Source organism: Pedobacter sp. SL55, assembly GCF_026625705.1.
In the GTDB taxonomy this organism is placed as follows: domain Bacteria; phylum Bacteroidota; class Bacteroidia; order Sphingobacteriales; family Sphingobacteriaceae; genus Pedobacter.
The window spans coordinates 3,510,940-3,537,010 of sequence record NZ_CP113059.1; the positions used below are offsets into that span (position 1 = coordinate 3,510,940).

22 protein-coding genes and 1 pseudogene are annotated in these 26,071 nt (G+C 36.8%); 10 read left to right on the forward strand and 13 right to left on the reverse strand.

Features of this window, described 5'->3' with window-relative positions:
• Positions 1–255 precede the first annotated feature (255 nt).
• Positions 256–2,635 (reverse strand): annotated as a pseudogene (locus OVA16_RS15695) (endonuclease MutS2).
• A 1-nt stretch (position 2,636) separates the two neighbouring features.
• Entirely contained in the window at positions 2,637–3,173 is a 537-nt protein-coding gene (locus OVA16_RS15700; protein ID WP_267761288.1) for a DUF4296 domain-containing protein, read from the reverse strand.
• A gap of 112 nt (positions 3,174–3,285) precedes the next feature.
• Between OVA16_RS15700 and OVA16_RS15705 the strand changes: the two genes are divergently transcribed.
• The 6 genes from OVA16_RS15705 (at position 3,286) to OVA16_RS15730 (ending at position 7,897) form a co-directional block, all read left to right on the forward strand.
• On the forward strand, positions 3,286–3,978 hold the full coding sequence (locus OVA16_RS15705) for a YggS family pyridoxal phosphate-dependent enzyme (RefSeq protein WP_267761292.1): 693 nt from the start codon (positions 3,286–3,288) through the stop codon (positions 3,976–3,978).
• Between the two features lie 47 nt (positions 3,979–4,025).
• Positions 4,026–4,493, forward strand: a complete 468-nt coding sequence (locus OVA16_RS15710; protein ID WP_267761294.1) for a GNAT family N-acetyltransferase — start codon at positions 4,026–4,028, stop codon at positions 4,491–4,493.
• A gap of 12 nt (positions 4,494–4,505) precedes the next feature.
• On the forward strand, positions 4,506–5,063 hold the full coding sequence (locus tag OVA16_RS15715; RefSeq protein WP_267761298.1) for a PdaC/SigV domain-containing protein: 558 nt from the start codon (positions 4,506–4,508) through the stop codon (positions 5,061–5,063).
• 35 nt (positions 5,064–5,098) lie between these two features.
• Positions 5,099–5,314: an RsiV family protein gene (locus OVA16_RS15720; RefSeq protein ID WP_324288612.1), complete on the forward strand. Its 216-nt coding sequence runs from the start codon at positions 5,099–5,101 to the stop codon at positions 5,312–5,314.
• Positions 5,315–6,577, forward strand: coding sequence for an aspartate kinase (locus tag OVA16_RS15725; RefSeq protein WP_267761301.1), 1,263 nt, complete (start codon positions 5,315–5,317; stop codon positions 6,575–6,577).
• A gap of 141 nt (positions 6,578–6,718) precedes the next feature.
• Positions 6,719–7,897: a THUMP-like domain-containing protein gene (locus tag OVA16_RS15730; protein WP_267761303.1), complete on the forward strand. Its 1,179-nt coding sequence runs from the start codon at positions 6,719–6,721 to the stop codon at positions 7,895–7,897.
• Between the two features lie 132 nt (positions 7,898–8,029).
• On the opposite strand, the gene rplT is transcribed toward OVA16_RS15730, so the two are convergent.
• The 4 genes from rplT to thrS all read right to left on the reverse strand — a co-directional run bounded on the left by rplT (position 8,030) and on the right by thrS (position 11,181).
• Positions 8,030–8,374 carry a 50S ribosomal protein L20 gene (rplT, locus tag OVA16_RS15735; RefSeq protein WP_138727511.1) on the reverse strand — a complete coding sequence of 115 codons (345 nt, stop codon included), beginning with the start codon at positions 8,372–8,374 and terminating at the stop codon, positions 8,030–8,032.
• A 74-nt stretch (positions 8,375–8,448) separates the two neighbouring features.
• The gene (gene rpmI, locus OVA16_RS15740; RefSeq protein WP_097129443.1) at positions 8,449–8,649 is read right to left on the reverse strand and encodes a 50S ribosomal protein L35; all 201 of its coding nucleotides are present in this window, start codon (positions 8,647–8,649) and stop codon (positions 8,449–8,451) included.
• Positions 8,650–8,672: 23 nt separating this feature from the next.
• Entirely contained in the window at positions 8,673–9,242 is a 570-nt protein-coding gene (gene infC, locus OVA16_RS15745) for a translation initiation factor IF-3 (RefSeq protein ID WP_138727512.1), read from the reverse strand.
• Between the two features lie 13 nt (positions 9,243–9,255).
• Positions 9,256–11,181: a threonine--tRNA ligase gene (thrS, locus tag OVA16_RS15750; protein ID WP_267761314.1), complete on the reverse strand. Its 1,926-nt coding sequence runs from the start codon at positions 11,179–11,181 to the stop codon at positions 9,256–9,258.
• A 276-nt stretch (positions 11,182–11,457) separates the two neighbouring features.
• Here thrS and OVA16_RS15755 point away from each other — a divergent pair, with 276 nt between their 5' ends.
• On the forward strand, positions 11,458–11,835 hold the full coding sequence (locus OVA16_RS15755; protein WP_267761316.1) for a GxxExxY protein: 378 nt from the start codon (positions 11,458–11,460) through the stop codon (positions 11,833–11,835).
• Positions 11,836–12,028: 193 nt separating this feature from the next.
• Here the strand turns inward: OVA16_RS15755 and OVA16_RS15760 are convergent, their stop codons facing one another.
• From OVA16_RS15760 to OVA16_RS15775, 4 genes are all read right to left on the reverse strand, one after another.
• Positions 12,029–12,904 carry a hypothetical protein gene (locus OVA16_RS15760; protein WP_267761318.1) on the reverse strand — a complete coding sequence of 292 codons (876 nt, stop codon included), beginning with the start codon at positions 12,902–12,904 and terminating at the stop codon, positions 12,029–12,031.
• Between the two features lie 176 nt (positions 12,905–13,080).
• On the reverse strand, positions 13,081–13,818 hold the full coding sequence (locus OVA16_RS15765; protein WP_267761322.1) for a (Fe-S)-binding protein: 738 nt from the start codon (positions 13,816–13,818) through the stop codon (positions 13,081–13,083).
• A 33-nt stretch (positions 13,819–13,851) separates the two neighbouring features.
• The gene (locus tag OVA16_RS15770; protein ID WP_267761324.1) at positions 13,852–15,186 is read right to left on the reverse strand and encodes an MFS transporter; all 1,335 of its coding nucleotides are present in this window, start codon (positions 15,184–15,186) and stop codon (positions 13,852–13,854) included.
• Between the two features lie 133 nt (positions 15,187–15,319).
• On the reverse strand, positions 15,320–17,212 hold the full coding sequence (locus tag OVA16_RS15775; protein WP_267761328.1) for a RecQ family ATP-dependent DNA helicase: 1,893 nt from the start codon (positions 17,210–17,212) through the stop codon (positions 15,320–15,322).
• Between the two features lie 170 nt (positions 17,213–17,382).
• Here OVA16_RS15775 and OVA16_RS15780 point away from each other — a divergent pair, with 170 nt between their 5' ends.
• Positions 17,383–20,634 (forward strand): amidohydrolase family protein, encoded by a 3,252-nt coding sequence (locus OVA16_RS15780; protein WP_267761331.1) that lies wholly within the window; start codon positions 17,383–17,385, stop codon positions 20,632–20,634.
• A 110-nt stretch (positions 20,635–20,744) separates the two neighbouring features.
• Here OVA16_RS15780 and mgtE read toward each other — a convergent pair whose 3' ends face one another.
• From mgtE to OVA16_RS15795, 3 genes are read right to left on the reverse strand one after another with little or no spacing between them, the layout of a single operon-like run.
• Positions 20,745–22,094, reverse strand: a complete 1,350-nt coding sequence (gene mgtE, locus OVA16_RS15785; protein ID WP_267761334.1) for a magnesium transporter — start codon at positions 22,092–22,094, stop codon at positions 20,745–20,747.
• An 18-nt stretch (positions 22,095–22,112) separates the two neighbouring features.
• Positions 22,113–22,817, reverse strand: a complete 705-nt coding sequence (locus OVA16_RS15790) for a DUF3307 domain-containing protein (protein ID WP_267761337.1) — start codon at positions 22,815–22,817, stop codon at positions 22,113–22,115.
• On the reverse strand, positions 22,817–23,428 hold the full coding sequence (locus OVA16_RS15795; protein WP_267761341.1) for a hypothetical protein: 612 nt from the start codon (positions 23,426–23,428) through the stop codon (positions 22,817–22,819). The genes OVA16_RS15790 and OVA16_RS15795 overlap by 1 nt, the downstream gene beginning before the upstream one ends.
• A gap of 329 nt (positions 23,429–23,757) precedes the next feature.
• Here OVA16_RS15795 and OVA16_RS15800 point away from each other — a divergent pair, with 329 nt between their 5' ends.
• Entirely contained in the window at positions 23,758–24,510 is a 753-nt protein-coding gene (locus OVA16_RS15800) for an ROK family protein (RefSeq protein WP_267761343.1), read from the forward strand.
• Between the two features lie 44 nt (positions 24,511–24,554).
• The gene (gene gndA / locus OVA16_RS15805) at positions 24,555–25,979 is read left to right on the forward strand and encodes an NADP-dependent phosphogluconate dehydrogenase (RefSeq protein ID WP_267761346.1); all 1,425 of its coding nucleotides are present in this window, start codon (positions 24,555–24,557) and stop codon (positions 25,977–25,979) included.
• Positions 25,980–26,071 lie beyond the last annotated feature (92 nt).

Consider the following 26,071-nt stretch of genomic DNA (forward strand, 5'->3'; position numbering starts at 1 on the left):
TACTGCTTTACAAAAGTAAAATGTAGTTAGCAGGGTTGTAAAAAATACACTAAGAAACTACTCTAAAGCCTAAAAATGTGAATTTTGGCATTACTTAAGAGCTTATACCAAACCTATGCAAATTTATCTTTAGCGAAAAAAATCGCAAATCACATTAAATCAGGTAGTTATTAGATTGGCATAATTGACTATTAATTTATACCATTGGCATACTGATTTTCTTATATATTTAACTCTGCATCTGTGCCTACCAAGTTACTTCATGTAAACGTAGGTAATTCCATCTCCGCCTCTATCTAAATGCTCATCTTCCATTCTATCTACCTGCTTGTAGCCTTTCAAATGAGTTCTAATTAGTTTACGCAAAATACCATCGCCTTTGCCATGAATGATTTTGATAGACGGAAAACCCAACATAATGGCTTTATCCATGTAGTTTTCCAATTCTTGCAAGGCAACTTCGCCACGCATTCCACGCAAATCTAACTCGGCCCTAAAGCTACTAACGGCATCATTTAAACTGCTGGTGTAAGAACTGCGTTGCACCAGTTTTTTAACTTGTCTGTTACTAATTTTCTGTACCCGGTTACGCTTTACTACAGAACGCAAATCGCCCAAAGCAACTACTAAGTTGTTCTTATTGATTTCTAAAACTTGACCTGTGTTTTCTGTACCAACAAGCTGTATCCAATCTCCTACCTCTAGTTCACTATCATCAAACTCAATTACAGGTTTTGGCTCTTCAATCTTAACTTGGTTTTTAGCCAAACCTTTTTGTAGGTTTTGTCTAATTTGGCGAGTGGCTTCTTTGTCTGCTTGTTGCTGCTTTATTTGCGCAATGGTATTTTCAACTAATTTATTGGCGTCTTTAATGATGTTTTGTGCTTCTAACTTGGCTTCTTTTACCAAAGTTCTTTTATTCTCTTCTAAATATGCCTTTTGCTTTTCGTTTTCGGCAAGCAGTTGGTTCAATCTATTTTGCTGATTGCCCAACTTCACTTTGGTTTCATGAACTTGTCGTTTTTCTTTCTCTAAATTTACCAACAACTTATCGATACTATTCTGGTTAGTGCCAATTTTGTTTTTGGCTAGCTCCAAAACTTCTTTTTGCAAACCAATATTTTGCGCAATTTCGAAAGCATAAGAACTGCCTGGTTTACCGATATCTAGAATGTAAAGCGGCTTCATTTTGCTGTTATCAAACAACATCGATGCGTTTTCCAATCCTTCGGTATCGCCAGCAAAAAGTTTTAAATTAGAATAGTGTGTGGTAATTACTCCTCTTACCTTTCTTTTGTTCAGTACTTCCAGCACTGCTTCGGCCATTGGCCCGCCAAATTGCGGATCGGTTCCTGTGCCAAACTCATCAATTAATACTAAAGTTTTTGGATTAGCATGAGCGACAAAATAGCGCATTTTATTGAGGTGCGCACTGTAAGTACTCAAATCTGATTCGATAGATTGATCGTCGCCAATATCTGCAAAAATCTGATTAAAAACACCCATTTCACTGTGTTCATCTACCGGAACCAGCAAGCCCGTTTGCAACATCATCTGTAACAAGCCAACAGTTTTCATACAAACAGACTTACCACCCGCATTTGGTCCCGAAACCAGTACTATGCGCATTCCATCGTTAATATGAATATTTAGCGGCACCACACTTTTACCACTTTGCTCGTTCGCAAACGAAAGCAGCAACAATGGATGGCGAGCATTGATCAGCTTTGTTTTGGAATCTTTTTGCAACATCGGCATTTGCCCACCTACTTGGATAGCGAACAAAGCTTTTGCTCTTACAAAATCCAACTTTGTTAAAAAGCTATGATAAGATAATAAAATTGGAGTGTACGGCCTTAACTCATCAGTTGTAGCAATTAAAATGCGAATGATCTCTCTTCGTTTATCAAATTCTAAATCGCGGAGTTTGTTGTTTAGCGTAAAAACTTCTTCAGGCTCTAAATATACGGTTTGTCCACTGGCAGATCTCGTCGTGGATAAAACCTTTCAGTTTACGTTTGTTTTCGGCTAAAATAGGAATACAAATTCTACCATCACGTACGGTTAAACTACCATCGGCTACCCAATTGCTTGCCACTGCATTTTTATAGATGGCATCCATTTTTCTACGTACTTCTTGCTCGCCTTTTGCAATAGCAGTGATAATTTCAAATAGTTCCTTAGATGCGTTGGGTTTAATTTTTCCTTTGGCATCCAATACAGTTTCTATCTTTTTAAGGATGTCTCTTTCTATCGGAAGATGTTCAAACAGTGCTTCTAAACTTGGATAAAGCTCTTTACGTTCGTCAAAAAATCTAATTACAGAAAATACGGTCTGTAGCGAAGTGTATATCTTGAAAAGCTCTTCCTCCATCAAATAGCTACCTTCTACCCTAATCTTATCGGCCAATGTTTTAATGTCAAAAAAAGCATTAATTTGTAACGGCTCTTGATTTTCGAGAATGCTTTTAAACTCTTTTGTTTGACGAAGAAACTTATCTATTTGATCAAACTTAGACATTACCTGCATCTTATCTACCAGGTTTTGCCCCATCGTACTTAGGCAATGTTTGCGTACCAATTGCCTAACTTCGTTAAATCCTAATCTCTCTTCACAATTTTCGGGGTACAGCATATTATTTGGTAGATTTTGATAAACTTGTTAATGGCTTCGGCTTCTTTTTGGCAGTATCTATTTGTTTTTTCTTGATAGATTTTTTAATCGAATCTATTTTTTTGGCTTCTGCCGCTTTAAGTAATTTGGCTGCCTTTTGTGCTCGTACTTTCTCTTCTTTCTCTCGCTTTTTAATTTCTACATCTCTAGCCTTACCCACTTTGCTACTAATTTTATCATACATTTTCGATAGCAAATCTGGATGTTGATAATAGTACGCCATACTTCTTGCATGGGTGGCAGAGTCTATACCGTATTTCTTAAAAATTCCTTTGTATAGTGGTGCAGTTACTTTTTTAGCACTATCTGGCACCGATATTAAAGATACATACCCATCTACTACATGTATATCAAACAATATTTTTTCCATTTCATCTGGTTGTACAATATCCTTGGGTATACCAGGTTTACAAGCCATTAACAGCGTAATGCAAAAAACTACTAAGAAAAATCTTATCATTTCTATCTCATCAAAATGTTTTAAACACATAGTAAACATAGCTTTACTTAAACTTAATTACAGCTTAGCGTTGAGATAGCTAACATAAAATGCTATGTGCCTATGTGGTTTCGTTGGTAATAATTAATTTTACCTGCAAAAATACTGATAAATGAGCATTGCTGATAACTTATTAAAATATAAAAACGAAATTGAAAGCGACGGAGTTAAACTTGTAGCTGTTTCTAAAAATCATCCGGTAGAGGCTGTAAAAGAAGCTTATGATGCTGGCCAAAGGGTTTTTGGAGAAAATTTGGTGCAGGAGATGGTAGAAAAACAATCGCAATTACCAACCGATATTGAATGGCATTTGATTGGTCATTTACAAACCAACAAGGTAAAATACATTGCTCCCTTTGTAAAACTGATAGAATCTGTTGACAGTATTAAACTTTTGAAAGAGATTGATAAGCAAGCGGCAAAGCATAACCGTGTGATTGATTGCTTGCTGCAAATTTATATTGCAGATGAAGAGACAAAGTTTGGCTTAGCGTTCGATGAAGCTGTTGAATTGCTGCGTTCTGAGGAATTTGCAGCTATGAAAAATGTAAGAATTATTGGTTTAATGGGTATTGCAACCAACACAGCAAACGAAAAACAAACTAGTACAGAATTTAATGAGTTGAAAGTGCTATTTGATGGCATTAAAGTAAGCTATTTCAGGAAAGACGATTTCTTTAAAGAGATTTCAATGGGTATGTCTGCCGATTATAAACTAGCTATAGAAGAAGGAAGTACCATGGTTAGAATTGGAAGCAATATTTTTGGAAAAAGAATTATCAAGCACTGGAAAAACAAAGATTAAGCAGTTTCAAGTCTCAAATCTCACATCTCAATACTCATATCTAAAAAATGAATATCGAACTAAGAACAGCAACTGCCGAAGATTGCCCTCGTTTACTAGAATTAATTACAGAATTAGCGATTTATGAAAACGCTCCAGATGAAGTTACGGTAACTTTAGACGAGTTTGTGGCCGCTGGTTTCGGCGAAAATCCGGTTTGGAAATGTTTTGTGGCGGTAGATGAACAAACCATTGTAGGCCTAGCTTTGTTTTACATTAGATACTCAACTTGGAAAGGTTGTCGTTTATATTTAGAAGATTTTTTGGTAACCGAAAGCTACAGAGGAAAAGGAATTGGGAAACTATTGTTTGACCGTGTAGTACAGGAAGCCAAAGAAAGAAACTTTAACGGAATGAACTGGCAGGTACTAGATTGGAATAAACCAGCTATCAATTTTTACGATAAATATGGTGCAGGTTACGAAAACGAATGGCTAAATGCATCCTTTACCAAAGAGCAGTTAAGCAAACTTTAAAACCCCATGGTTATGAAAAAAATCATCTTACCTCTATTTGCGATTAGTCTTTTATGGGCTTGTACCAGCGAGAACAAAGAAAAAAAGGTAGCTCATGTTATTACTGCCGAAAACGACACCCTCACTTATCGCTATGATTCTATCAAAGTGGTAAGTAATAATGTTGTAAAACCAGAGGCGAATAGGCAAGCAGATACCGCCAATGCAGTAGTTAGATATCCAGTATTTGAAAACGACAGCTTAAACAACTATATCAAAAGCCAAGTGTTTCATTATTTTGGAGAAGATGAAGTACCTACCGCTTTTGACGATATTGCCAGTAGCTTTATTAGAGGATACAATGAATTTTATTTAGAAAACCCAGGTACGGTTCAATCATGGTATTTGCTTATAGATATTAAGGTAATTAGGCAATTACATAATTATGTAGCTTTAAAGTACGTCCATTCAGATTACGCAGGTGGCGCACATGGCAATACTTCCATCTCTTATATCAACTTTAACCCAAAAACCAACAAAGCTGTAACGCTAGATTCTCTAATTTTGCCAGAAAAAAAGCTGAATTACTAAAAATTGGCGAACGTATTTTTAGAAAAAATGAAAAAATTAGTGCTACAGAACCTTTAGAACAGAAGTATTTCTTTACTAACGGAAAATTCGCCTTACCTAAAAGTTTTTATGTAAGTGATAAAGGTTTGGTATTTTTATATAATCCATACGAAATTAAAGCTTATGCAGAAGGTGTTACAGAATTAGTAATTCCTTTTTCCGAACTTAGCGGCATCGCTAAACCCCAAACCATCTTAACTCCAACACAATAAATGCAAGTATATAAATTTGGTGGTGCTTCCATCAAAAACATAGAAGGAATAAAAAACGTTACTCAAATTATACAATCTTTTGGCGCTAAAAACCTTTTGGTAGTGGTGTCGGCTATGAATAAAACTACCGACAAACTACAAGAACTGGCTTTTGCTCATATCAATGGAGACGAAAAGAAGCACCAAATATTAGAAAGTATTAAAGATTTTCATTTTGAGATCATTGGCAAGTTGTTTGCAGACACTAAAAATCCAATCTATAATGATGTAGCTAACACTTTTGTAGAGATAGAATGGTTGTTAGAAGAAGATGCAGAAGACAGTGCAGATTACTTGTACGATCAAATTGTATCTATTGGCGAATTGGTTTCATCTAAAATTATAGCTGCTTATTTAAACCAACAAGGCACTTTATGTGTTTGGCAAGATGCCCGTAATTATATCCAAACAGATAATAACTATCGTGAAGCTAACGTACAATGGGACAAAACTACTAACGAGATACAAAAGCACTTGCCAAGTTATTTAGATAAAGGAATTGTACTTACTCAAGGATTTATTGGCAATACGAGCGAAAATTTCACTTCTACCTTAGGTCGTGAAGGCTCTGATTATTCTGCTGCCATTTTTAGCGCTGCTTTAGATGCAGAGAAAATGACAATTTGGAAAGATGTTCCCGGTGTGTTAAATGCAGATCCGAAATGGTTTGATGAAACCGAGAAAATTCCGCAGTTATCTTATCGTGATGCCATTGAGTTGACTTATTATGGCGCTACAGTTATCCATCCCAAAACCATTAAACCAATACAAAATAAAGGTATTCCGTTGTATGTAAGGTCGTTTATACATCCAGAACAATTAGGAACCGAAATTAGTAGCGAGGCCACTACCCTTCCAGTACCTTCGTTTATCTTCAAGGTAAATCAAGTTTTATTATCTATTTCTCCAAAAGATTTTTCTTTTATTATTGAAGAGAATTTAAGTCATATCTTCGCCATTTTCCATCAAAACAAAGTGAAGGTAAATACAATGTTGAACTCTGCCATCAGTTTTTCGGTAAGTATAGATAACGATGAGCAAAAAATTGAAAGCTTAATTAACGACCTTTCTGCCGATTTTAAAGTGAAATACAATAAAGACATGGAGCTGGTGACCATACGCTACTATAATCAGCAAACTATAGATAGAGTAACCGAAAACAAGAAAGTTTGGCTAGAAGTAAAGAGTAGAAACACTTGCCAAATGGTAATGAAAAACCTTTAACATTTACGATTTTAGACTTACAAATTACGATTTTGGTTAATCGTTTAAATCGGTTAACTGGTTAATTGCCTTTGTTTAATTGTAGAAATTGGTTATGCGGTTAACTGACCACTAACTCCTAACGACTGAGCCCTGATTAAAATGAACAAAAACCTCTTACAAAAGGAAGTGCAAGCCTACATCAATAGCAATTTAAATGCTGATGTAAATAAGATTGCGTTGTCAAAATCTCCTTTTGCAGAGGTAAGTTCGGCTGAGCTGGCCAATCAAATAACGGCTAAAAAGAAATCGGAGAAGAAACTACCTACTTGGTTTAAACAAGAAAACATTATTTACCCAAGCAGTTTGTCTGTGGAACAAACATCATCAGAAGATACAGCAGCCTATAAAAAACAATTGGTTAAAGGCAGTTCGTTAATTGATATTACTGCGGGTTTTGGTATAGATAGTTTTTACTTTTCGCACAAAGTGAATGAAGTTTACAGCTGCGAAATCAATCCCGAGTTATCTGCTATTTCTGCCCATAATGCACAAATTTTAGGAGCTTGTAACATCAGCTGTTTAGCTAGCGATGGATTGGAATATCTGAGTAATTCGGAAAAACATTTCGGCACCATTTACGTAGACCCCGCTCGTAGAAATACAAGTGGCAAAGTATTTAAACTAGCAGATTGTATGCCTAACGTGGTTGAGCATTTAGATTTATTGTTGAGCAAAGCAGGGAGAGTAATGATTAAAACCTCCCCTCTTTTAGATTTGAAAGCCGGCTTAACAGAATTAACAAATGTTTCTGCAATTCACATTATAAGCGTAAAGAACGAATGTAAAGAACTGTTGTGGGTAATTGATAAAGGTTTTATTGGCGAACCGAAGATTGTATGCGTAACATTAAACACAAACATTAAACAAATAGAATTGCCTTTACAAGATGATAGCAATGCTAGTTACTTAACAGTTTTGCCAACTGAAGGATATTTATACGAACCCGACGTGGCTTTAATGAAAAGTGGTGCTTTTAATGCTATTGCAAATCAACTTGCTTTAAAGAAATTAGCAAAGCAAAGCCATTTATATTTTTCTGAAGAATTTAATGGTTCATTTATTGGTCGAATTTTTGAGATTACGTTAATTTTTGCTCCAAATGAACTTAAAAAAGAAAAGAAATTATACGGTAATGTGATCGTAAGAAACTTTCCAGAAAAAGCAGAAAACTTGGTAAAAAAGCTAAAAATAAAGCCCAACAAGGAAACGTTTTATATTTTCACGCAAATACAGCAAGGATATATTGTCTTTTACACAAAAATCATACAGCATTATTAGCCTACACATCCCTCTTCAAAAACTTTAAAATAAATCTTAAAACAAATGACACCTTTGTTTTTCGAGCAAAAAACATATCAAACAAAAAGGGAGCAATGCAAATTGCTCCCTTTTTCTTAGTATTTCAGTATCTTATTTTACTGCATCAATAACAGCTTTAAAAGCTTCTTTATTGTTCATTGCTAAATCAGCTAAAACTTTACGGTTTAACCCGATGTTTTTTGCAGCTAATTTACCAATTAGTTGAGAGTAAGATACGCCGTACTCACGAGCACCAGCGTTGATACGTTGGATCCATAAAGCACGAAATTCTCTTTTCTTAGCTTTACGGTCACGGTATGCATATTGCAAACCTTTTTCAACTGTGTTTTTAGCAATGGTAAAAACCTTGCTTCTTGATCCCCAATAGCCTTTGGCCATATTTAGGACTTTTTTCCTTCTGCGTCTAGCAGCTACTACGTTTACCGAACGAGGCATAATGTGTTGTTGTTTTGATAAGCGGTGTTGCTTTTTATCGCAATCTTGAAACCGAGTATCGGGTTAAAAATTAATTACTTACCAATGCAAAGCATACGTTTAACGTTGCCCATGTCAGCATCATTTACCATGCTAGTGGTGGTTAAGTTACGCTTACGTTTAGTGCTTTTCTTTGTTAAGATGTGACTTTTGTAGGCGTTCTTTCTTGCAATTTTACCTGTTCCAGTAAGCGAAAAACGCTTTTTAGCACTGGAATTGGTTTTCATTTTTGGCATAACCTGTTAATTTATATAATTTATTATTTTTTTGCTGCTTTAGGTGCTAATGTTAAAAACATACGCTTGCCTTCTAATTTAGGTAAAAGTTCTACTTTACCTATTTCTTCCAATGCCTGAGCAAATTTCAACAATAAGATTTCGCCTTGTTCTTTGTAAACAATAGCTCTACCTTTAAAGTGTACGTAAGCTCTTACTTTCTCGCCTGCTTCCAAGAAACCGATAGCGTGTTTCAATTTGAATTGAAAATCGTGGTCGTTGGTGTTAGGTCCGAAACGGATTTCTTTAATAACCGTTTGTTTAGCATTAGCTTTAATTTCCTTCTGCTTCTTCTTTTGCTCGTACATGAACTTGCTATAGTCCATAATACGACAAACTGGCGGATTAGCATTTGGAGAAATCTCTACTAAATCAAGTTCTAGCTCATCTGCAATTGCCAATGCCTTAGACAATGGATAAATACCTTGCTCTACATTATCCCCAGATAGCCTAACTTCTTGTGCACGAATGTGCTCGTTAATATTGTGTTCTGCTTCTTTTTTCTTAAAAGGTGGACGTGGTCCCCTGTTAAATCCTGGTCTTCCTAATGCCAAATGCTTTCCTTGTTTAAACTGTTATTTCTTTGTTAATTAATTCGCTAAATTCTGCTAAAGTCATACTTCCCAAATCTCCTTCGCCATGTTTACGAACAGAAACTTTTCCTTCTTCCATCTCCTTTTCGCCGATTATCAGCATGTAAGGCAACTTTTTAACTTCAGCATCCCTAATTTTTCTTCCGATTTTCTCATCACGAAAGTCAATTAGACCGCGAATATCGGAATTATTTAGTTCTTCTGAAACTTTTTTAGCATATTCTTCATATTTTTCTGAAATAGGAAGAATGATGTACTGCTCAGGAGAAAGCCATAATGGGAAATTTCCACCGCAGTGCTCAATCAATACCGCCACAAAACGTTCCATAGAACCAAATGGTGCACGGTGTATCATTACCGGACGATGTTTTTGATTATCGCTACCAGTGTATTCTAATTCGAAACGCTCTGGCAAGTTGTAATCTACCTGAATAGTACCCAATTGCCATTTTCTACCCAATGCATCACGTACCATAAAGTCTAATTTTGGCCCGTAAAAAGCAGCTTCGCCATATTCTACTACAGTTGGCAAACCTTTTTCTTCGGCAGCTTCGATAATTGCAGCTTCGGCTAGTTTCCAATTCTCATCAGAACCGATATATTTCGCTTTATTTTCTGGATCACGCAGTGAAACCTGCGCCACGTAGTTATCAAAACCTAAGGATTTGAATACGTGAAGCACTAAATCGATTACCTTTTTAAATTCTTCTTTAACCTGATCTGGGCGACAGAACAAGTGCGCATCATCTTGAGTAAAGCCACGTACACGAGTTAAACCGTGTAATTCGCCACTTTGCTCGTAACGATAAACTGTACCAAATTCTGCAAAACGAACTGGCAAATCTTTGTAAGAACGAGGCTTGAATTTATACAACTCACAGTGGTGAGGGCAGTTCATCGGTTTTAAGAAGAACTCCTCTCCTTCTTGCGGAGTTTTTATGGGCTGGAAACTGTCTTTACCATATTTCTCATAGTGACCAGAAGTGATATATAAATTCTTATGACCTATATGCGGGGTAATTACCTGCTCGTAACCTGCCTTTTGCTGCGCTTTAGTTAAGAACTGAACTAAACGCTCACGCAATGCAGTACCTTTTGGCAACCACATTGGCAAGCCCATTCCTACTTTCTCTGAAAAAGTAAAGAGTTCTAATTCTTTACCTAGCTTACGGTGGTCACGTTTTTTAGCCTCTTCAATCATGTGAAGATACTCTGTTAACTCACTTGCTTTAGGAAAAGTAACACCGTAAATACGAGTTAGCTGCTTTTTAGTTTCGTCGCCACGCCAGTAAGCACCAGCAACGTTCATCAACTTAATAGCTTTGATAACTCCAGTATTTGGAATGTGCGGGCCACGGCATAAATCAGTGAATTGACCTTGAGTATAGAAAGTAATTTTTCCATCTTCCAATCCTTCCAATAAATCTAATTTATACTCGTCGCCTTTTTCTGTGAAATATTGGATAGCATCAGCTTTGCTTACGCTTTTACGCTCGAAAACTTCTTTTTGCTTAGCCAATTCCAACATTTTATCCTCGATTTTCTTGAAATCATCAGATGAAAACTCTCTGTCGCCGAAATCTACATCGTAGTAAAAACCAGTTTCGATAGCCGGACCAATACCAAATTTAGTACCTGGATAAAGCGCTTCTAAAGCCTCGGCCATTAAGTGGGCTGATGAATGCCAAAAAGTTGATTTACCTTGTGTGTCGTTCCAAGTTAGTAGTTTAACCGCAGAATCAGCTTCTATTGAACGAGAACTGTCCCAAACTTCTCCATTTACTTCTGCCGCTAAAACGTTTCTTGCTAAGCCTTCTGAAATTGATAAGGCAATTTGATGGGCACTTACGCCCTGTTCGTACTGACGTACCGAGCCGTCAGGTAAGGTAATGTTAATCATCTACAACTATGATTTAGAGTTTATAAAATTGTTAGGCAAAATCACTTACGTGTGTGATTTTATTTCGGTGCAAAGATAGGGTTTTCGATAATACTTTTGGTAACCTTTTAAAATATATCCCGCAGATTTTCGCAGACTTTTCTAAAACCCGAGCCGCAGATTTTCGCTGATATTTTAGAAAGTAAAAAATCATCTTAAATCAGCGAAACAGATTAGTAAAAATCTGCGGAAATTATTTTAAAAAAACGTTATCTTCAATTAACCTATCTATGAAATATGACTGAAAATGAAATCTCTTATGAGATACGTGGAGCTATTTTCGACGTATACAATAATCTTGGACCTGGCCTTTTGGAGTCGGCTTATGAGGCTGCTTTAGGATTTGAATTAGGAAGACGAAGACTTTTATATGCCAAACAAGTTCCGTTATCTATGCAGTATGAAAGTATTCAATTGGATGTATGTTATCGGTTAGATTTTCTAGTTGAGGATAAAGTTATCATCGAGATAAAATCTGTTGATAGCTTGCTTAATGTCCATCATAAGCAATTAATTACCTATTTGAAGCTATCTGGATTGAAACTTGGCATATTGGTTAATTTTAATACTGATGAAATTGCTAAGTCTGTTTTCAGGAAAGTGAATGGTTTTTGATTTTTTCCCGCTGATTTTCGCAGACTTTTCCAAAACCTACAGCCGCAGATTTTCGCTGATATTTTAGAAAGTAAAAAATCTTCTTAAATCTGCGGTTCAATCAGCGTAAATCTGCGGGAAATTGAGCTATGTGTATGAGAGAAAATGTCCCGACCACAGCCGAGACATTGCCAAAATTATCAAATGGAATTTCTTAATTTACTCTTCCAGTAGCTCCTTGACGATTTCCGCCATTTCTAAATCTAGCCATCATTGCAGCCTGTTTAGCTTGATATTGCTCTGGAGTAATTGCTGTAGCTTTTTTAGGTGCAGTTACGTCTTTATTTCCCACGTTTCTATACTCGATACTTTTTGCAGTTGTACCGCCACCTTTTATCTCAATCGCCAAAACGGCACCTTCTGTCCATAAATTTGGCATTGGCGAAAAGTTGAAACCTAGATCATTCGTATACCAAAGCACAGTTTCGTCAACTACATCTTTATCCATATCTAAAACTTTCGCTTTACGAGTTGTTTTGATGGTTACTTTTTTACAATCTAGACCTACAATCTTCTTGGTTTCATCAGATTTAATAATATCTACTACAGGTGGTACATCTAAAAATTGTACTGCATTATTGTTTTGGTTATTGCGGTTATTACCACCACCGAAAAGGTTATTAGAAGCTAAAGCCAGCTTGGTTGGCATTACATAGATAGTGTCCATCATGTCGAAAACTTCTACTACTTTTTGATCTGCGAACGTGTAGTAATATTCTTTATTACCTCCGCCCATTCCGCCAAAACCAAATCTCATACCACCACCTTGACCACCGCCGCTGTTGCTATCTTCCGTCTCCGTAACAGGCATATAACTTGCATTGGTGGCATTATAAAGTAATTCGTAATTAGATTTAACAGATTTAGGCATACGAGCTTTCATTTGCTCAGGTATTTGTCTTCCACTCGCTTCGGCAACGGCGACTGGGTCAATAATAGTTTCAAACTGAATAGCTCCTGATTTTTTTTGTGCTTGGGCGCTAACGGTAAAAGCCAATAAGCTTAAAAAAGCGATAAATATTTTTTTCATTTTTATAAGGTTGTTTTGTTGTAGACTATAAATCAAAACTAATTCTATTGCTACAATATTTATGTTAACGAAAGTTATATTTTTGATTTATAACTGTAGTTTTACAATGTAACAATAGGCTAATTCGCAGCTGCTTTGATTGCTATTTTTGCAATAGGTTTAATTGTTGGAAAAAATTAATATTCGGTGCTCTCTAACCAACCGTTTGCCAGCACATCCGCTAGGTGCATTGTCTTAATTGAAATGTTGTTTTTCTTGATGTAACCATCCAAATGAAGCAAACAAGAAAGATCAGTTGAAATGATATAATCCGCATCCATTGCTAATGCATTATTAATTTTTTGCTCTGCCATTGCCGATGAAATTGCATCGAATTTAACGGCAAAAGTACCACCAAAACCACAACACATATCGGTATCTTTCATTTCGAGCATCTCTAAACCTATTACCCTAGAAAGAAGCTGACGAGGTTCTGCTTTGATTTTGCATTCTCTTAAACCACTACACGAATCGTGGTAAACGGCTTTACCTTCTAACTCTGCACCGAAATAGTCTTTCTTTAACACGTTGATGAGAAAATCCGAAAGTTCAAAAATATTTGACTGTACATTTCTACATTTATTATGTACGATGGTATTAGTGAACAAATCGTTGAAACCACCTTTTACCATACCTACACAAGATGCCGACGGCGCAACGATATATTCAGTTTCTGAAAAATCTGATAAAAACTTAGTACCTATTTCTTTTGCTTGCTCCCAATAACCTGCATTGTAAGCCGGCTGACCACAACAGGTTTGCTTTGAGTTATAGACAATTCCGCAACCTGCTTTCTCCAGCACTTTAATGGTGTTAAATGCAGTTTCTGGATATAACTGATCTATAAAACAAGGAATAAATAGTTCTACTTTCATTGTATTTTTTTAGGTACCTGCTCTTAAATTCTCTTAATCTACCACCACGGCTTTGGGCGCTACCTTTTTTAGAAGCAGCAAAAATACTAAACCAAAAACAAAAAACAGCGCTAATGCAATTACCGAATTACGCATACTTCCGCTAAGCACTTCGATATAGCCGAAGCTGAACATACCAAAAACCAATGCAACTTTCTCAGTTACATCGTAAAAGCTAAAAAATGAAGTATGATCTGGGCTAGATTGAGGTAAAAATTTTGAATACGTAGAACGCGATAAGGATTGTATTCCGCCCATAATTAAACCAATAACTGCTGCTAGGGCATAAAATTGCATTTCGGTATGGATGAAATAAGCGGCGATACAACTACCAATCCAAATGATTACCACACCTATCAATACGTTTACATTACCGAATTTTTTAGAGGATAAATACGACATCAGCATCGCACCTGGAATAGCTACCAACTGTAAAATTAAGATAGTTGCAATAAGTTTTGTGGTTGGAAGATGTAATATTTTCTCTCCGAAAATCGTGGCAACCAACATTACCGTTTGTACACCCATAGAGTAGAAAAAGAAAGCGAAAAGAAACCTTTTTAGATACTTCATTTGCTTTACCTGCTTCCAAACTTTGTTGAGTTCCTGGAAACCACTACTCATGATGTTTTTCTTTTCTGTTTTAAAATTAGGGCTTCCTTTTGGTAAATTTTTGAACGGAATTTGAGCAAAGCCAATCCACCACACACCTACTAAAAGAAACGACAAACGAGCTGGAATTGAAGCATCTACTATACCAAACCATTCTGGCTTAAAAACAAAAACGAAACAGATAATTTGCAAAATGATGCTACCTACGTAGCCGTATGTAAAACCTTTTGCACTCACATTATCTTGTTCCTCTACCGTAGCAATTTCTGGCAGGTAAGAATTGTAAAATACCAAACTTCCCCAAAAACCTATGGCAGCTACAACAAGCATAATTACGCTAAAATTCAAAGTATTCACGCCTTTATCTGCATTAATCTCAAAGAAGAAAAGTGCGCTACAAGCAATTGCACCAATATAGGTAAACATCTTCATGAAGATTTTTTTATTACCTCTTGTATCAGCTATAGAGGATAAAACTGGAGATAAAAAAGCAATCACTAAAAAAGCAAAAGCCATGGCATAACTATACAATGCAGAGTTAACTATTTTATAACCGAAGAAATAAACGTAGTCGATGGTGTTATCATCTTTATCGCCAGTAATTGCTGTATAATACGCTGGAAATATAGTGGACGTAATAACTAAATTATATGCTGAATTAGCCCAATCGAAAAAGGCCCAAGAGCGGATTGTCTTTTTATTGTTTTTAGTTTGCATTTGATTTTAAATGGTAGCGGCTAAGATAGGAAAATTGGTGTGTTGGTTGTTTAGTTTTTTAGTTGTTCGGTTGTTTAGATCTGAAAAATCGTAAATCGTAAATCGTAAATCGTAAATCGTAAATCGTAAATCATTACAAATAATATTTCTTCCCATCAGTTTTAATTTTGCCAGCGTCAAGTAATTCTCTAATTCTATCAATCTTATCATTATCAGTTCCTGTTTGTATACTCTTTACCAAATCATCTAAATCGAAATGACCGCCTTGCAAAACCATGCTAATTTCAAAATCGATTTTATCCGTATACTCAGCTAGTTCTTCGTGTTTCTTTTCGGCTAAGCAAACATCGCAAACACCACATTTGTCAGCTTTGCTTTCTCCAAAATAGGTTAATAGTTGAATACTTCTGCAAATTTCATTAGCAGCGTAAGCCAATACAGCTTTAATTTGGGTGCTTTGAATTTCCTTGCGCAACTGGATAAATTTAGCATCTACATCTAAATGTAGCATATCCATTCGAGAGGTAATAAACTGCAACTGCGGCTTGTCTGTTTGGGGCAAATAAGAGATGATGTTGTACTCTTGCAGCTTCTTCAAATAGGCAATTATATCATTGTAAGAAACTTTCAACCGGTTAGATAAATCGCTTTCTTTTATATTTACGTAACCGTCAAAAGCACCTCCATAAGAACGCTGAATGGTTTTTATCACAGGATCAAAAGCTGCATTTTCAATCTGAAAACGGTAAACGTCTTCGTGGCCTACACTAAACATCAGCCTTGATGGCATAAAGATATTTTCTGAAAGCACCAGATAACCATCGCGTTCTAAAAACTTTAATGCCGCCATAGTTTTAATTACCCCGATATTGAAACGCCTACAAAAATCGGCCAAGTCAAATTCAAAGCTTAAGCCCTCGCCTGCACCATAAGCCAATTGGTAGTAGTTGCCTAAATAGTGGTAAACTTTTTTGATTTCTTCAACCGATGGAAAACTATCAGTGTATTTTGCCTGCAATATCAACTGGTCGGCTCGGTTGGTCAATAAAACGCCGAAAGCTCTTTTTTCATCACGGCCTGCCCTACCTGCTTCTTGATAGTAAGCTTCTAAGCTTTCGGGCAAATCTAAATGCACCACAAAACGAACATCGGGCTTATCAATTCCCATCCCGAATGCGTTGGTTGCCACCATCACTCGGATTTTATCTTTCTTCCAATCTTCTTGTTTTTGGAAACGAATATCTTTCTCTAGACCTGCGTGGTAAAAATCTGCTGAAATTTGATTGCGCTGCAAGAACATAGCTACTTCGGCAGTTTCACGTCTATTTCTAACGTATACCAAACCACAGCCTTTTACATTTTTGCAGATGTCAATTAGTTTTTTGTGCTTATCATCAAGGTTAAAAACTACGTAACTGAGGTTCTTTCTCGCAAAACTCTTTACGAAAACCTGCGCATTTTTCAGTTTAAGTTTTTCGATGATGTCTGTTCTAACTTCTGGTGTGGCAGTTGCCGTTAAGGCTAATACTGGAACATCGGGAAGGATTTCTCTTAATTCTGCAATTTTTAAATAAGGAGGTCGAAAATCGTAACCCCATTGCGAGATACAATGTGCTTCGTCGATGGCAATTAAATTTACGTTCATATACGAAATACGTACACGAACCAATTCTGATAATAAACGTTCGGGAGATAAATAGAGAAACTTGATTTTTCCGTAAATGCAGTTATCCAACAGGATATCGATTTCTCGTTTGCCCATGCCCGCATAAATGGCTATAGCTTCAATTCCCTTAGCTTTTAGGTTTTCTACCTGGTCTTTCATTAAGGCCACCAAAGGCGAAACCACAATGCAAATGCCTTCTTGCATCATGGCGGGCACTTGGAAACATACCGATTTTCCTCCGCCAGTTGGCAATAAAGCTAAAGTATCTTTCTTATTGATAACCGAATGCACAATCTCTTCCTGCAACGGACGAAAGACATCAAATCCCCAATATTTCTTTAAAACCTCTGTTGCAGTCATATAAAAGCTAGGTTCAAAACTATGAAACGAACACCGCTTTTCAAAAAGAGTTTTAGCCACAGATGCACAGATTTCTCTTTTTTATCATCAGTATCAAATTAAATGTTATCTGTGCATCTGTGGCAAGAAATAGCTAAATTGCAACCTTTAGTTGTTAAGATAAAATTAGAATGAAGAAGTACATATTTGCCTCAGCACTGTTATTTACCTTAAATTCCGTTTCAGCACAAGACAAACAAGAAACCCCAAAATGGGATGTCGAAAAATTTAAAGGAACTACTAAAAATTTCAGCATCACTACCAACGAAGGCACTTGGATGAACCTAGATGTTAGTCCAGATGGTAAAGAGATTGTTTTTGATCTATTGGGCGATATTTACGTGATGCCAATTACAGGTGGAACTGCAAAGCTGCTAAGTGGCGGTATTGCCTACGAAGTTCAACCTCGTTTTAGTCCTAACGGGAAATACATTTCTTTTACGAGTGATAGAAGTGGCGCCGATAACATCTGGATTATGGATAGACAAGGCGGCAACAAAAAGCAAATCACGAAGGAAACTTTCAGGTTGCTAAACAATGCTACTTGGATGCCAAACAGTGACTATTTAATCGCTAGAAAACATTTTACAGCTTCTCGTTCTTTAGGTGCTGGCGAAATGTGGATGTACAGCATTTATGGTGGCGATGGCGTACAGTTAACTAAACGTAAGAACGACCAACAAGATGCTGGCGAACCAAATGTATCGCCAGATGGGAAATACGTTTATTTTAGTGAAGATGTTTCTCCAGGCCCTACATTTCAGTACAGCAAAGATCCAAACGGACTGATTTATGCCATCCGCCAGTTAGATCTAAATACTGGAAAATTGACAAATCTAATTGCTGAAGATGGTGGTTCTGTACGTCCGCAAGTATCTCCTGATGGCAATTTTATGGCCTATGTTAAAAGGGTAAGATTAAAATCTGCATTGTATATACATAACTTAAAAACTGGCGAAGAATACCAATTATATGATGATTTAACCAAAGACCAACAAGAAACCTGGGCTATTTTTGGCGTTTATCCCAACTTTGCTTGGACACCCGACAGCAAAAAAATCATTTTTTATGCTAAAGGAAAAATTAAACAGATAGAACTCAGCAATTTGTATGTAAGCGATATTCTTTTTGAAGTAACCAGTAACCAAACTGTACAAGAAGCATTACATTTTGACCAGCAGGTTTACACACCCGAATTTACGGCAAAAATGTTGAGGCAATTGGTTACGTCGCCAGATGGTAAAATGGTAGTTTTTAATGCGGCTGGATATTTATACAAAAAAGAAATGCCAAACGGCACGCCAGAAAGGTTAACCAACGGTTTAGATTTCGAATTTGAACCTAAGTTTAGTCCAGATGGGAAATTTGTAGTTTATACCACTTGGAGCGATGAGTTTAAAGGTGCAATTAAACGCACCGATGTAAAAACCGGAAAAACGGTTAGTTTAACTGATGAAAAAGGCTATTACTACTCTCCTAGCTATTCGAACAAAGGCGATAAAATTGTATTTAGAAAAGGGGTTGGAAACGAAGTTTTAGGTTTAACTTATGGAAAAAACACAGGCATTTTCGTAATGTCGGCTAACGGTGGCACAAAAACGTTGGTATTGGATAACGGTATTAGACCACAATTTAATAGCGATGATACACGCATTTTCTATCAGGGTTATGAAAACGGCAAGAAAGCTTTCAAAAGCGTAAATTTAAACGGCGGTAACGAACGCACACACTATACATCGCAATATGCAACACAGTTTTGCCCAAGTCCAGATGGTAAGTGGATGGCATTTACCGAGCTTTTTAACGCTTACATTACGCCAATGGTTACCGCCGGAACTGCTTTAGATTTATCTGCTGGTAACAAAGCAATTCCATTAACTAGGGTAACTAAAGATGCCGGAACTTACCTGCACTGGAGCGCCGACAGTAAAAAACTACTGTGGACTTTAGGCGAAAAATACTACAACAGAGAAATTAAAAACACTTTTACTTTTGTTGAAGGAGCACCACAAGTATTGCCAGAACCTGATACTACTGGTATTGCCATAGGCTTGAAATTAAAAGCTGATGCACCATCAGGATTGATTGCTTTAAAAGGTGCTAGAATTATCACGATGAATGGCGAGCAAGTGATAGAGGAAGGAACCATTTTAGTAGAAAACAATAAAATTAAAGCTATTGGAAAGATTGATGAAGTACCAATTCCGGCAGATATTAAAGTGGTTGATGTTACTGGAAAAACCATTATGCCAGGTATAGTTGATGTGCATGCGCATTTAAGAACCAGCCCCGATGGAATTAGCCCGCAACAAGATTGGTCGTATTTGGCTAATTTAAGTTTTGGGGTAACTACATCGCACGATCCGTCTAGCAACACAGAAATGGTATTTAGTCAGGCAGAAATGCTAAAAGCCGGAAGAATGGTTGGCCCACGTTTGTACTCTACCGGTTCTATTTTATACGGTGCCGATGGCGATTTTAAAGTAACAATTAATAGTTTAGATGATGCACTTTCGCATTTACGTCGTTTAAAAGCAGTAGGTGCATTTTCGGTAAAATCGTACAACCAACCACGTAGAGACCAACGCCAACAGATTTTAGAGGCTGCCCGTCAGTTAAAAATGGAAGTAGTTCCAGAAGGTGGTTCAACATTTTTTCATAACATGACACAGGTTGCTGATGGACATACAGGCATTGAGCACAGCATTCCAGTAGCACCAGCTTACAAAGATGTAGTGAGTTTTTGGAACAACACCAAGGTGGCCTACACTCCTACTTTAATTGTAGCTTATGGTGGCCAATGGGGCGAAAATTATTGGTACGATAGAACCAACGTTTGGGAAAACGAACGCTTGCTGAATTTTACACCAAGAGCAATTATCGACTCGAGAGCTAGACGCCGAACAACTTCGGAATACGGAGATTACGGACACATAGAAGTAGCCAAAGCGACTAAAACCATTGCCGATGGCGGTACAAAAGTGAACTTAGGTGCTCACGGCCAAATACAAGGTTTGGGCGCACATTGGGAGTTGTGGATGTTTGTACAAGGCGGCATGTCGCCGTTACAAGCCATTAAAGCTGCTACTTTAAATGGTGCGGAGTATTTAGGAATGGGCAAAGAATTAGGCTCTTTAGAAGTGGGCAAACTAGCCGATTTAATTATTATGGAAGATAATCCTTTAGAGGACATCAGAAATTCTGAAAAAATTAAATATGTAATGATTAACGGTAGAATTTATGACAGCATGACCATGAACGAAACCTACAGCAGAGAGAAAATGAGACCAAAATTATGGTTCGAAATGGATAAAGGTGTGGCGTTTTCTTTACCATACAAAACAGCAGAAACCTGGACGTTTACTGTTCCAAACTGCGATTAAACATCACATTCTTAATCGAATGACAAACAAAAGCTCCAGCATTAATTTACTGGAGCTTTTGTTTTTAAGCGGCCATGCTCCTTGGCATTCTCGTTGTTTTAGTTTGTATCTTACAGCAATAATTTACTTGCCAAACCCAGCAATAAGAAAAATCCAAAAACGTCGGTAAAGGTAGTAATGATGATCGAAGACGCAATGGCTGGGTCGATACCAATGCGTTTAAGCATCAATGGAATGGCCGAACCAGTAATTCCAGCAACAATTAAGTTTCCTGTCATCGCTAAAAATATAACTACACCGAGCATCAAATTAGCATCAAAAAAGTAGGCTACTACCAGCACAATTACGCCAGTAACGGCTCCATTAATCATACCAACAGTAAATTCCTTTAAAACTGTTCTATAAGCTTGTCGATCTGTTAAATCAAATAAGGAAATGCGTCGAACAGTTACCGCTAATGATTGTGTGGCAGCATTTCCGCCCATTCCTGCAATAATGGTCATGTACGCGGACAAAACGTCTAATTTATCTAACGTTTCATTAAAATACCGTATTACAGAAGAAGCTAAAAATGCCGTCCCCAAATTAATAATTAACCAAGGCAGACGAGATTTCACGGCATCAATCCAATTACCAGCCAATTCCTCATCTTCCGAAACCCCCGATATTTTCAAGATATCCTCGGTGTTCTCATCTTCCAAAACATCAATTACGTCATCAAAAGTTACTCGGCCCAATAATTTCATTTGGTCATCAACAACGGGAATACTGGTTAAATTATACTGAGAAAGCAATTTTGCTACCTCTTCTTGGTCGGTATCTACTGTAACATACACGGCATCTGGGTTTACCATATCGGTAATCTTTACATTTCCTTTTGCCTTGATGATATCTTTTAATGATAAGATGCCTCTAAAAACATCTTCTTCATCCACTACAAAAACGGTATAAAACTCTTCAATTTCTTCGCTCTGCCTAATAATTTCGTCAATCGCATCTTTCTTGGTCAAATCAATATTAACCTTAATCATCTGCGTATTCATTAAACCACCGGCCGTTTCTTCGTGGTAGCTTAATAAATTCCTGATACTTTCGGCATCATGGGCACTTAAATCCTCTAAAATCTCTTGCTGCTCATCTTCATCTAGTAGCGAAATAATATCCGTAGCATCATCATAATCCAGTTCTTCTACAATTTCCGTACGTTTATCCGGGTGCAATTGTATCAAAAGCTCTTCGGGATGTGCTTCTTCGCTCATCTCGGCAATAACTTCCGAAGCTTTTTCTACTTCCAATAAATTGATGATCCGTTGCCTATCTTCAGCATTGATATTCTCGAACAGGATAGCAATTTCCGAAGCATGATACCCAGCTAAAGTCTCAGCTAGTAGCTGGTCATCGCCTTCTATTGCTTTCCTTAGTTTAGAAAGGTCTGTTTTATCTAATTCAAATGATTGCATGTAGATGTTTGTTAAGGATTAGATGTTGATATAAGTGATGCTCAAAGATACTGCTACAGCAATACCAAAACTCAATAAAGTACCTATTAAAACGTATTCGGTAAGCTTCAGTTCGTTTCCTTCTTTTAAATCGCCAAACCTAAAAATAGATTTTGCCGCCAAAAGAAAACCCACGGCTTCTAAATGATTAGTAAGCACAAAAATGTAAATCAGCAATCTTTCTAAAATACCAATAAATTTTCCAGCATTTTGCAGCGAAATAGAGCCTTTACTAGGAATAAACCTATTAATTAACACTTTAATTATAATGGCCGTAGGCGATGTAAGCAGCAGCCCACCTAAAACATACAACCAAAATTTGGTATTTTCAGCAAAGCTGAAATCAATACTTGCACCATCGTAAAAAACCAACCAGCAAACTACAATTACGGCAATATGTAATGCTTGGTCGGTAAAAAACCATATCCTTTTGGTTTTCGCTTTTTGGAACAATAACTTGGCAGCATCTATCAGATAGTGCGTAACACCAATAATCAAAGCCTGTTTCCAAACATCAAATGAGAAAAAGACAATGAATACCAACACTATATGTAAAGCTATGTGTAGGTAAAGTTTACCAGACTTTAATTTAATCTGTTCTTTTTCTGCAACCCATTTATCTGGCTGAAGAAAAAAATCGCCAAGTAGATGAGCCAAAAGAAACTTAATTAATGCTATTTCCATTATTTAAAGGTTTTGGTAACCAACAATCTGTATTTTTTCTCTAACTCCATTATTTCAGAGAAATGTGCTCTTTTAAGCGCTTCGCTGATAGAAGATTGGCTTCTACCCGAAATTTTTGCAATCTTGTCTTGGTTTTCGTTCTGGTTTTCGATAGTTTGTTTCACTACTTCAGAAGCTATTGGGCTCCAATTATCCATTGCAATTAACGCCAGTTTAAAGTACAGGTTCATGTCTTCATCAAACTTAACCGATGGGCTTTTTATGGCTAGATTTACTTTACTGCTCTTTAAACCATCAAAGCCCTCTCCCGAGTTAACGTAAGCCTCTCCATTAGCTTCAGTTACCTTATTTGTAGTTACTTTAGATTTTTTACCTAAACCAATACTTAACCTAACATCAGCACCTTTAATAGTTCTCATACAAGCTTTAAGATACACAGATATGAGTAAAGCTTGTTGCGATGGCAATTCGATTTGAAAGCTATCTCCCCTAAAAATTTCCCACTTGGTATTTTTTTGAGGCAAAGCCGATAAAGCTTCTTTTAAAGTATCTATCCAAAGGGATGGCAACTCTCTCGAATTAACAATGTCTCCTGTAATTACTGCAATCATAAAACTAATATCGGCAAAAAAGCCGATAAATCAAATTATCGGCTAAATACCCGATAATCATAAATATCGGCTAAACACCCGATAATTATGATAGCTTCACTTCACACAGTGTTTACTTTCGATAGAAAACAGCTTTAAAGGCTATATTAAAAATCATTTTCTAGAGAAATACATGGTAATTGTTAGTAAATTAGCGGCATGTTAATCACAATTAAAGGCCATCACATTTGTTTGTAAAATTCCATTTTCTGCTCATAAAATGATGTTCAAATAAACTTCCTTTATTAATAATGTACCTATCTTTGATTATCATCAAATAAAGAGCTAGCATGTCGGTAAAAAAAATCTCAAAAAAAGGAAATGTTCTCACTATAGATATTGGTGGAACAAACATTAAGGCCTGCATATTAAATGACAATGGCAAAATCATTACCGATTACGTTTCAGAATCTACACCAAAAAACGCTGGTCCTGATGATGTAATTGCAACAATTAAAAAGCTAACTACTGATTTAAAAGACTTTGAAAAAGTTTCTGTGGGTTTTCCGGGGTATGTTAGAGATGGCGTAGTACAAACGGCACCCAATTTGGGCGAAAACCAATGGTCTAACGTAGACTTGGCAGATCAAATTAGTGCTTTATTTAGCAAACCTGTTAGACTTGTTAATGATGCGGACTTACAAGGTTTAGGCATTGTAAAAGGTAAGGGCTTAGAAATTGTTTTCACTTTAGGCACTGGTTTTGGCACTGCACTGCTTTTTGATGGAGATTTACTACCCCACTTTGAGCTAGCACACTTGCCTATTACCAAAGGAGAAAGTTACGATGAATACATCGGTAAAGTTGGTTTCGAAAAAGTAGGTAAAGAAAAATGGAACAAAAGACTGAAATATATCATAGAGATCTATAAAACTGTTTTTAACTACGATGTACTTTACATTGGCGGCGGAAACTCTGCCAATATTAATTTTAAACTAGACCATAATATCAAAATTGTATCGAACCAAGACGGCATTAAGGGTGGTTCCAAACTTTGGAAAGTTAAAGAGAAGTTTTTGGTTTGCACCAACTTATACGAATAAAATCTATCACAACCTATAAATTATTTTGTTAAATCACGATAAAAATGAGTATCAACAACACTGAAAAAAGCTACAGTTTCGGCATGATTGGTTTAGGAACCATGGGCAGAAACCTTCTATTAAATATGGCCGATCACGGTTTTTCTGTAACCGGACACGACAAGAGCGAGAAAATGCTTGCTTTATTAGAAGAAGAAGGTAAGGCACACCACCTAAAAGGATTTGCTAAAGTAGAAGATTTTATTGACAGCTTAACCTCTCCAAAAACCATCATTTTATTAGTACCAGCTGGCAAAATTGTAGATGATGTGATTACCGAAATTACGCCGTTGTTAAGCGAAGGCGATATCATTATTGACAGTGGAAACTCTTATTATACTGATACAACCAGAAGATCTCAGGAATTGAAAGCAAAAGGTTTGCACTTCTTCGGGATGGGAATTTCTGGTGGCGAAGAAGGTGCTCGTTTTGGACCTAGCTTAATGCCAGGCGGCGATAAAGCTGCTTATAGCGTAGTTAAAGATTTATTAGAGGCCGTTGCTGCAAAAGTAAACGGTGAGCCTTGTGTAGCTTATATTGGCCCTGGCGCTGCTGGTCACTTTGTTAAAATGACACACAATGGAATTGAGTATGCCATTATGCAGCTGTTGGCTGAGACCTATGATATCCTTAAAAATGGTTTAGGTTATGATAATGCTCAAATACAACAGGTATTCGAAAGATGGAACAACGGTCGTTTGAAATCATTTTTAATGGAAATTACGAAAGATGTATTTTTATTTAAGGATGAAAAAACTGGCAACTTGCTAGTAGATGAAATTAAAGATCAGGCTAAATCTAAAGGTACTGGAAAATGGACTTCGCAAATTGCGATGGATTTAGAAGTTCCTTTAAACACCATTGATGCCTCTGTAGCTGGAAGAAATCTTTCTAAATTGAAAGATTTACGAGTGGAATTGGAGGGTTCGTTTGGTAAAGCTGCTCCAATTGAAAACGCAGCAGGTTTTGAAGCGCAGTTAGAAGAAGCATTTTACTTCGCCATGGTTTCTGCTTATGCACAAGGAATGCACATGCTATGGAAAGCTTCTGCAGAATATGGTTATGAATTGAATATGGCAGAAATCGCCAAAATTTGGAGAGGTGGCTGTATTATTCGTGCAGAGTTTTTACAAGATATCTATGAGGCTTACCAAAAGAATACTGATTTACAGCACTTGTACCAAGATGCTGCTATCCAACAAAAGCTAAAAGCTGGGCTAAAAGATACCAGAAAGGTAATTGCTTCGGCTATTAGTGCTGGTATAGCCGTGCCTTGCTATGCGGCTGCAATCACTTATTTCGACACCTTAAAAACAGGTAGAATGCCATCAAATTTAATCCAAGCACAACGTGATTATTTTGGAGCACATACTTTTGAGCGTATTGATAGCGAAGGTGTGTTTCACGCAGAATGGAATAAATTAAGTTAAAAGTAAAAATTCAAAAGTTAAAAACGAACTAGCCACAGATGCACAAATGATTTCTTTAAAAATTTGATAATCTGTGCATCTGTGGCAAAAAA